The 8562-nt window shown below is 42.5% G+C and carries 7 protein-coding genes; 3 read left to right on the top strand and 4 right to left on the bottom strand.

From position 1 onward, the window contains the following. Nucleotides 1–132 precede the first annotated feature (132 nt). The gene (locus B2866_RS11605; protein WP_296194410.1) at nt 133–1287 is read right to left on the bottom strand and encodes a catalase family protein; all 1155 of its coding nucleotides are present in this window, start codon (nt 1285–1287) and stop codon (nt 133–135) included. 307 nt (nt 1288–1594) lie between these two features. On the opposite strand from B2866_RS11605, the gene B2866_RS11610 reads away from it, so the two are divergent. Together B2866_RS11610 and B2866_RS11615 are read left to right on the top strand one after the other, a co-directional pair. Then, a complete protein-coding gene (locus B2866_RS11610) occupies nt 1595–2650 on the top strand; it encodes a 5'-nucleotidase (RefSeq protein WP_296194412.1) in 1056 nt (351 codons plus the stop codon). A 41-nt stretch (nt 2651–2691) separates the two neighbouring features. Further along, nucleotides 2692–3297, top strand: a complete 606-nt coding sequence (locus B2866_RS11615; RefSeq protein WP_296194415.1) for a rhomboid family intramembrane serine protease — start codon at nt 2692–2694, stop codon at nt 3295–3297. Here B2866_RS11615 and B2866_RS11620 read toward each other — a convergent pair. From B2866_RS11620 to B2866_RS11630, 3 genes are all read right to left on the bottom strand, one after another. Next, complete coding sequence (locus B2866_RS11620; protein WP_296194416.1) at nt 3294–3839, bottom strand: hypothetical protein; 546 nt, start codon at nt 3837–3839, stop codon at nt 3294–3296. The two genes, B2866_RS11615 and B2866_RS11620, sit on opposite strands and share 4 nt — an antisense overlap. Nucleotides 3840–3965: 126 nt before the next feature. Then, nucleotides 3966–5834, bottom strand: a complete 1869-nt coding sequence (locus B2866_RS11625; protein ID WP_296194419.1) for a sodium:solute symporter family protein — start codon at nt 5832–5834, stop codon at nt 3966–3968. Between the two features lie 4 nt (nt 5835–5838). Beyond that, nucleotides 5839–6099 (bottom strand): DUF4212 domain-containing protein, encoded by a 261-nt coding sequence (locus B2866_RS11630; protein ID WP_296194422.1) that lies wholly within the window; start codon nt 6097–6099, stop codon nt 5839–5841. A gap of 816 nt (nt 6100–6915) precedes the next feature. Between B2866_RS11630 and B2866_RS11635 the strand changes: the two genes are divergently transcribed. Continuing rightward, nucleotides 6916–8412: an alanine/glycine:cation symporter family protein gene (locus B2866_RS11635; RefSeq protein WP_296194424.1), complete on the top strand. Its 1497-nt coding sequence runs from the start codon at nt 6916–6918 to the stop codon at nt 8410–8412. Nucleotides 8413–8562: the final 150 nt, after the last annotated feature.

Here is an 8562-nt window from a genome sequence, read left to right on the forward strand (position 1 = left end):
AGGTCATCGTCAGCTCTCTATTCCTGAATCGCCCCTTAGCTTAATTGCTAAGGGGCTTTTCTTTGGGAGTGGGTTTTATAAAAAAATATCAATTGTAATAATGATGGCTCTGTCTACTATCATCTTGAGTAATTACTCGGTCGCTGATTTGCTAAAAACCTCTTTTAAGCTAGTCGGTTCTTTGCGCTTAGCGTTATTATGCTCATGACGAGCCTTAGAAGAGGCCTGGTAAGCACGTAGTCGAGAATGTTGTATGACGCCAATAGGGCGATTGGCTTCGAGGCAGCGGAAAGTGGTAAAGCTCAAATCTTCTATTGCCTGAAGGTTGCCGTCATCAGGCACGTCTTGGCAAGGTATCGTCAAGGTTGCGACCGTGACAAATGGAGCATCAGACTCTTTCCATTCTTTGGTTAGCTGTTCAATAGGTTGTTTTTTGATATTACGACAAAGTTGAACTTGTACTTCAAATTGATAGTCATGTTCTTTAATTTCCTCAATGATAACTGGCCGAATCGCTTCGTCTTCGGTAAATAAGTGAATATTGGTACGTTTAATTTTATCCATTGACGCTTTGGTAGGGGTAACTCTGATTTTTGCCATATAGTCTCCATGACGAAACGCGCCTTGGGAGAAATAATCGTATAACCAAGCGTTTTTAGGTGGAATGGTTGCTAACTTTCTGAAGGCGTTCAGTGAGCGCAGACCTTCCATATCAGGGAATTCTTTACCGTATTTAGTCAACCAATGAAACACGAACCTGCCTTTACCCCGTAGACCATCTCCCAAATAACCATTCAAGCCAAAATTTAATTTCGAAAGATAGGCGTAGTTTTTCAGGCTATTGGTGAAAAATATAGGACCATTGACTAACGCATAATCAAAAGTAGTACTATCTTCCTCCCCTGGAGCCAGTTTTTTACCAGGCACGTCGAATATCTTAATAGCCAATCCTTGTCCTAATCCCAGTCTCCTATCTGCGCTAATTGCGGCGGCAGCATTAGAAAAGCGGATGACAGCATCATGAATGCCCGGCTTTGCATAAAGGCCTTGCGCGTATTCCTTAGGAATATCATCCAGTATTTCAAACTTAGCTTTTAGACCACAATAGCTTTTGGCATGGACAGCGCGTACATGGTGATCAATGTCATTTAGCGCTTTGCTTTTTTTGACATAGAGACGAATATCGTTGGTAATCGTCTCTATGATTTCATGGTCTTCATCGCTCAAGGTAATATATTTCGGGTCATATTTGACATATCTGGGTTTAAACAGTTTTTTTAGCATCATCAGCTACCTAGTAGTTATAAATTAGAATTTAATACCTTAATGATTTTACAAAAGTTTAGAAACGGTAGTTTAGGATAAGTAGTGACAATGTGTAACCATAGAGTGAGTAATATACATTGAAAAGCAATTTGCATATTAAGACAGTGAAGGTTATGCGGGGGTAATTACCATAAGTGGCTCAATCGGAGTTTTTTATGGCCAAAGATAAAATACTATAATCAAAAGCCTACTTACGGGTTTGGCTTAAATTGCTAGACTGCTTTATAAGAGCGACATTTATTGTATATAAAAAAATGAGTAGGAAAATATGGCTGTAGATTTTACCAATACCTTAATTGTTGCGATATCAGCGACGGCTTTATTTGATTTGTCAGAATCTGAAAATCATCTGGTAGCGTTATTGCAGCAGCGACCTCACGAAGCGATTAAAGAATTCCGCGATTATATGGCTGAACGTGAAAACGATCCGCTCAGCATCGGTGCCGGTTATCCGCTTATTAAAGCGTTGCTAAATTTAAATAATTATTGCCATGATTGTGAAGGGCAGAGTTCAAGTATTGATACACCGCTGGTTGAAGTAGTGATTGTCTCAAAAAGTAGTCCGGATACGGGTATTCAAGTGCTCAATGCGATTCGCGAGCATGGCTTAACCATTTCGCGCTCGGCGTTTATCTCTGGAAGCCCTATTGCCCCTTATATTAAAGATTTTAATGTGGATTTGTTTTTGACCACCAATCGTGATGATGCGCAGCAGGTGGCAGATGCCAATATTTGTGCTTGTGCGATATTGGATGCCACTCCGGTCAATACTTATGAGCTTGATACGCAGCAGCTACGTATTGCTTTTGATGGCGATGCGGTGTTATTTGATGATTCAGGTGAGCTACTTTATAAGCAAAAAGGCTTGCGCGCTTTTCATGAGCGTGAAGCCAAAATGCGTGACTTGCCCATAGAAAAAGGCCCTTATGCCGAGCTGTTGATTAAGCTGTCAAAAATGCAGGAGCGTTTGCCTGCAAGATTGCATACGTCTCCTATGAAGATAGCTTTGGTTACGGCCCGAAATGCCCCTGCCGACTTGCGTGCTATTAAAACGCTACGTGATTGGGGTGTCGATCTCGATATGGCATTTTTTTTGGGCGGACTTGAAAAGACGGCCGTATTAAAAACTTTTGCGCCACACATCTTTTTTGATGATTCGGTTAAACATATTGATGCGGCGCGTGATTTTATGCCAACGGCGTTGGTTCCTTATCATTCGACCTCATTGCTGCATGCTAAGAGTGTATTAACGGCAGAAGAGGACACCTCATCATTGTCATTTAAGCCTGTGAAAAGCGCATTGTCTTCTGTGAGCGAGCAATAGGGTTTTAATAACCTTCAAAGGTTTAAAAGATAAGGTTTGTTATGAAGTGGCAGCAATTATTTAGCTTAACAACGCGCAGAATTAAGCAAGTTTTTGGCTTATATGTGTTTGTTCTTATACCGATATGGGGCATGTTTTTTCTCAACGAAACGCTGCTTTTCGGGCTATGGAATATTTTCGGTATTGTGCCACGTGCGCTAGATTTAGGCAGTATGATTGGGGTGTTTGCGTCATGGACGATGCATGGCAATTTTTCTCACTTACTTGGCAATACGTTGACGTTATTACAAATTTTATTTTTGTTCGGACTCTTTGAAAATAATGCTTATCGTACGGTAATTAAATTGATCGTGGCGTCAGGATTGGCGACTTGGATTATCGGTTCGCCGTTGTCGATTCATATCGGCGCGTCAGGGCTATGTTTTGCGATGCTGGGTTACATGATAGGCGGAGCAGTATTTGCGCGGCGCTGGGGTTATCTGCTTGCTTGCATCGTTATGGGCACCGGCTATTGGTTGACCATCAAACAAGGCTTGATGCCACAGCAAGGCATCTCATTTGCGGCGCATTTTGGTGGTCTATGCGCCGGCGTATTAGTGGGAGCAAACTCAAAGCATGCTTATACCAGTATCAACACGCGTTATTAACTTTTATTGATACAGACGTTGATATATAACGGGTCATTTTTTTCTAATGGCCGCCATTTAGTGGTTTGCTTCACATGCTCATCAATGCTCAGCTTACTATCCTTTTCTTGCAATACATAATCGGCGCGAGCAGGGTCAGCACAGTCAATAACTTGCTGTACTTGCTGCACACTTCGACGTCGCTCAAACAAATATAAATTCACCAAGTAAATATCTGGATTATCTGCATTGGCGCGAGCGTGTCCGCTATCAGCGGCGATGAAGCGAAAAGTTTGTGGTTTGATATATGACCAAGGACGAAACCAAGTGCTCTGTTCGACTTTTTTCACCACATGCACGCCGTTAGGTAGCTGCGCAGTTTGCTGCTCGAACCAACTATATTCTTGGTTGATTTGAAAGCCAAAGATACCAATCGCCCCAAATAATGGAATCAGCCATCTTGGGGCCTTTTTTCCTGCAAGTTTGCTGAGGTGAGTTATGATTAATGCTATCCCAGCCATACCAAATCCGGCAGCTATGGTAGCGATAAACTCAAAAAGCATAAAATTTTTCCTTAACGCCATCAGCGCATTTAAAACCAATTCATAAAGAGATAAAAAAATCACTCACAAGCAGCTGCTGCCGGTGAGTGATTAGATTACAAATAATAGCACACAACATCGTCTAGATTAGTGATCGATTGCGCCGCCAGCTCCGCGTGGAGAACGAACACTTTCAACCAATTCTTGGATATGTGCTGGTGGTGGCGCAGTCGCATAAGAAACGGCGAATGCCACGATAAAGTTCAATAATGCACCAACCGCACCAAATGATAGTGGTGAGATACCGAACAACCAGTATTCTTCTGTATCAGGGAAGCTTGCTGTACCACTGATAAAGAACCAGCCTTTAAAGATAAAGATATAAACCAAGATGCTAACTAAGCCCGTTAACATACCAGCGATAGCGCCAAGGTTGTTAATACGTTTTGAGAAAATACCCATCATCAGTGCAGGGAACAGTGAAGCGCCTGCAATACCAAAGGCTAATGCAACGACCTGTGCTGCAAATCCTGGCGGGTTAATACCAAGCCATGTCGCAACCACAATCGCAATTGCCATCGTAATACGGGCTACTTTTAGCTCGCCTGCATCGGTAATGTTTGGATTTAAGTTACGTTTAATCAAGTCATGACTGATTGCTGATGAGATAGCAAGTAGTAGACCAGCTGCCGTTGAAAGCGCTGCTGCCAAACCACCGGCGGCGATAAGACCGATAACCCAACCTGGTAGCTGTGCAATTTCTGGGTTAGCCAATACTAAGATATCAGCGTTGACATCAAGCTCATTACCTTCCCAGCCTCTGTCGACAAAGATACCATCACGCTCTAAAGCATGCTCAGCTTTTGCTTTTTCAACTGCAGCCGTCGTTGCAGCAACATCACCGCCGTCAGTAGTGGCAGCCGCTGCTGCTAGCTCCGCCGCACCAAGTCCGCTATCGCTATAGAACTGGATACGACCATCATTATTTAAATCGTTATATTTAATAAGACCCGTTTCTTCCCACGTTCTCATCCAGTCTGGACGTTGATCGTAATCGATCGCAGGCTCTTCAACACCTTGTGGATAGATAGTATCGATTAGGTTTAGACGCGCCATTGCACCTACTGCAGGGGCAGTGAAGTATAGTAGCGAGATGAAAACCAATGTCCAACCAGCCGTCCAGCGCGCATCCGCAACTTTAGGAACGGTGAAAAAGCGAATGATAACGTGCGGTAGACCCGCTGTACCAATCATCAGTGATAAAGTGAATAGCACCATGTTTAGCTTGTTTGGCACGTCAGCAGTATAAGCGGTAAAGCCCAAGTCAACGACGATTTGATCAAGCTTAGCTAAGATAGGAATACCGGCTTCCACATGGTTTGAGAACAAGCCAAGACCCGGAATCGGATTACCCGTCAATTCAAGTGAAATAAAGACTGCAGGAATGGTATAAGCAATCATCAGAACCACATACTGCGCAACCTGCGTGTAAGTAATCCCTTTCATACCACCAAGTACGGCATAGAAGAAGACGACGACCGCGGCAATAATCAGACCGGTAGTATTATCCACTTCTAAGAAGCGTGAGAATGCCACCCCAGCGCCGGTCATCTGACCGATAACATAAGTGGTTGAGGCAATAATCAAACAAACCACAGCAATCATAGCCGCGGTCTTAGAATAAAAACGGTCGCCAATAAAATCTGGAACCGTGAACTTACCAAATTTACGTAGGTAAGGGGCTAGAAGCATGGCCAGTAGAACGTAACCACCCGTCCAACCCATCAAATACGTTGATGCCGCGTAACCACCAGTAGCAATAATACCTGCCATCGAGATAAATGACGCCGCACTCATCCAGTCAGCAGCCGTTGCCATACCGTTTACTACTGGATGCACACCGCCGCCAGCAACATAAAATTCACTGGTTGAACCTGCACGTGCCCACCATGCAATACCGAAGTATAAAGCGAAAGATAGACCTACAAAAATAATATTAATCGTAAATTGACTCATAGGGCTAATCCTCGTCTACACCATATTGTTTATCTAACTTATTCATACGCCACGCGTAGAAGAAAATTAAAATGATAAATACGCCAATGGAACCTTGCTGAGCGAACCAAAATCCTAGGTCAGTTCCACCTATTCGAATACCTGTTAATAATGGACGAAATAAGATACCGAAACCGTAAGAACAGAGGGCCCAAATAACGAGGCAACCTATAATGAGACGGATATTGGCACGCCAATAACCGGATGGATCGTTGTGGTTTTCCATAGGACAACTCCTTTTGTCTTGCCTAAAAACATAATATTTGATTTGAGCTTAATGAGTTATTCTTGTCTATCGCCTCAAGCGACATTGTGTCTATAAAAAACATTCCATAGACAATTCATACAAAATGACTCAACAGCTTAGCTGAAAAAATATGCGCAAATGAAAAATGATAAAAACCAAATACTAAAACGTGAATCAATCATAAAGCGATTTAACAGTCATTTATTGCTACATTAAGCTTTTGACAGCGGTACTTTAAAAGCTGGCTTAACAAAATAAACAACATCATAAATGCTAGGGTTTTTTAAGAGTGTCTTGCAGAAAAAAAGGGGATTTATCGAGGAAAAACGACGAAGGTCAACAATCCGCTGTTTTTTACGATCCCGTCTTCCTGACAAGAGTCTTAAAGTTGTTAATACGCTAGTCATTCATGCCAATAAGTCAATATCAACCGAACGCTAATGTCTATAAAATCCAATCTAGCGTATTTAAAAAGCTTGTTAGCAAGAGAGTAGACTTCTATAAATGCTTACAGCATTCAATATTACTGAAATCGTACGTTAAATGTCTAACTAATGCTACTGCTTTGTTACATTCTTCATTCTATAGGAGTTCAATAGTAAGTAACATTTATTTCAGAAATAGACTTTCTAAATTAATAACCAAATTTGATAGTAGCCTGTGTCTTAATCTCTATAAAATGCACACGGCATCTTATTAGTAGAGGGTTTGAGCAAAATTAAGGGCTGTATAATCAGTTAAATGTATTTCTATATAAAAATAAGCAATATTTATACAAGTAAGTGAGGAGTTGGTATGAGCGAAGGCATAGCAGGCTGGTTTAATAACATCGTCAATTACGGTGTTAGTATTATCTGGGGTAATAATGATTGGTTAATCGCCAGCAATCCTTGGTATGGATTGTTGATGTTTGTGTTGATTGGGGCTGGTCTATATTTTACCGTTGCTACGCGTTTTATTCAGTTTCGTCACTTCGGGCATATGTGGCAGTTATTACGAGTGTCAAATCAAGGACGTAAAGATGGCGGTATCAGCTCATTTGAAGCGCTAATGACTTCCCTAGCGGCGCGCGTCGGTACCGGTAATTTGGCTGGGGTGGCAATTGCCATTTATCTTGGTGGACCGGGCGCGGTGTTTTGGATGTGGATGACGGCGCTTGTCGGTATGTCGACCAGTTTTATCGAGTCAACCTTAGCACAAGCTTATAAAGTGCCCCATAATGACAATGTTTACCGCGGTGGACCGGCTTACTATATCGAAAAAGGTTTGGGCAAGCGCTGGCTGGCGATATTTTTCTCGCTTTGTTTGCTGGTTGCTTTTGGTTTGGCGTTCAACGGTGTCCAATCAAATACGATTGCGCAGGCGACCAATGAAGCGTTTGGCGTGCCAACTTGGATGACAGGTTTAATACTGGTGGCGCTCGTCGCCCCAGTGGTATTTGGTGGGCTACGCTCGGTTGCGCGTATTGCAGGAAAAATCGTGCCGGTTATGGCGATTCTTTATATCTTGTTGGCGCTTTATATTATTATCACCAACTTTAGCGAATTCCCAGCCGCGATTGCCTTGATTGTAAAATCAGCCTTTGGTTTTGAGCAAGCGGCGGGCGGTGTGATTGGTTATGGTATTGCGCAGGCGATGATTAATGGTATCAAGCGTGGTTTATTTTCTAACGAAGCTGGTATGGGTTCAGCGCCCAATGCGGCGGCGACGGCAAAAAGCCATCCTGACCATCCAGCGGTGCAAGGCTTTATGCAAATGCTCGGTGTCTTTATGGATACGCTGGTTATCTGTACGGCAACGGCAGCTATTATTATTCTCTCAGGCGTCGTCGATCCAAATGTCGAACAAGAAGGTATTCAATTAACCCAATTGGCGCTGTCGCAGTATGTGGGCGATATGGGCGTAGTTTTTGTCGCGATTGCGATTTTCTTCTTCTCGTTTACCTCTATCATTGCCAACTACAGCTATGGTGAGTCCAATCTTGAATTTATCTCTGGTGAAAAAAATGCCAAAGTCATGATTATGATTTTCCGATTTATGGTTTTGGGTATGGTGTTTGTCGGTGCTATTGCTAGCTTGCCTGCCATTTGGAACTTCGCTGATTTATCAATGGGTCTCATGGCACTGGTTAACTTAGTGGCGATTTTAATCTTATCACCGGTCGCGCTCAGAATATTGCGTGATTATGAAAGACAAATTAAAGAAGGTAAAACCGGCGAGCAAATCAAATTTGACCCCGATGACTTTGTGAAACTAAAGGATGAAGCCAACCGTGATGCGTGGACTGATTAACCTTTATTATGAAGTTAAAACAATATTCTATTAAATATACTAGGTTCACTTTAAAAACGATACCGAGTGACTAGCGTGTTGTTTTTATCCCGAACAGATTATACAAGCATAAAAAAACCGCTCTTATGATGAACTGACCCCCTAAACTTG

The sequence above is a fragment of the Psychrobacter sp. UBA3483 genome (assembly GCF_002377905.1).
Taxonomy (GTDB): Bacteria; Pseudomonadota; Gammaproteobacteria; order Pseudomonadales; family Moraxellaceae; genus Psychrobacter.